Source organism: Amphritea pacifica (assembly GCF_016924145.1).
Classification (GTDB): Bacteria; Pseudomonadota; Gammaproteobacteria; order Pseudomonadales; family Balneatricaceae; genus Amphritea; species Amphritea pacifica.
Window position 1 is genome coordinate 1 of the sequence record NZ_JAFFZO010000144.1, and the last position, 385, is coordinate 385.

Annotated in this window: 1 protein-coding gene; it reads left to right on the forward strand. The window is 58.7% G+C overall.

What is annotated here, in order from left to right:
• Positions 1-385 (forward strand): phage tail protein (locus tag JW499_RS21810; RefSeq protein ID WP_232846583.1); only part of this gene is annotated, 385 nt, incomplete at both ends.

Consider the following 385-nt stretch of genomic DNA (forward strand, 5'->3'; position numbering starts at 1 on the left):
TGTTGAAGATACGCAGGCCATTGCCCGTTACGGTCGTAATGTTACGAAGATGGATGCCTTTGGCTGTACCAGCCGGGGGCAGGCACACCGCGCCGGGCTGTGGCTGATTAAAACAGAACTGCTGGAAACGCAGACCGTGGATTTCAGCGTCGGCGCAGAAGGGCTTCGCCATGTACCGGGCGATGTTATTGAAATCTGCGATGATGACTATGCCGGTATCAGCACCGGTGGTCGTGTGCTGGCGGTGAACAGCCAGACCCGGACGCTGACGCTCGACCGTGAAATCACGCTGCCATCCTCCGGTACCGCGCTGATAAGCCTGGTTGACGGAAGTGGCAATCCGGTCAGCGTGGAGGTTCAGTCCGTCACCGACGGCGTGAAGGTA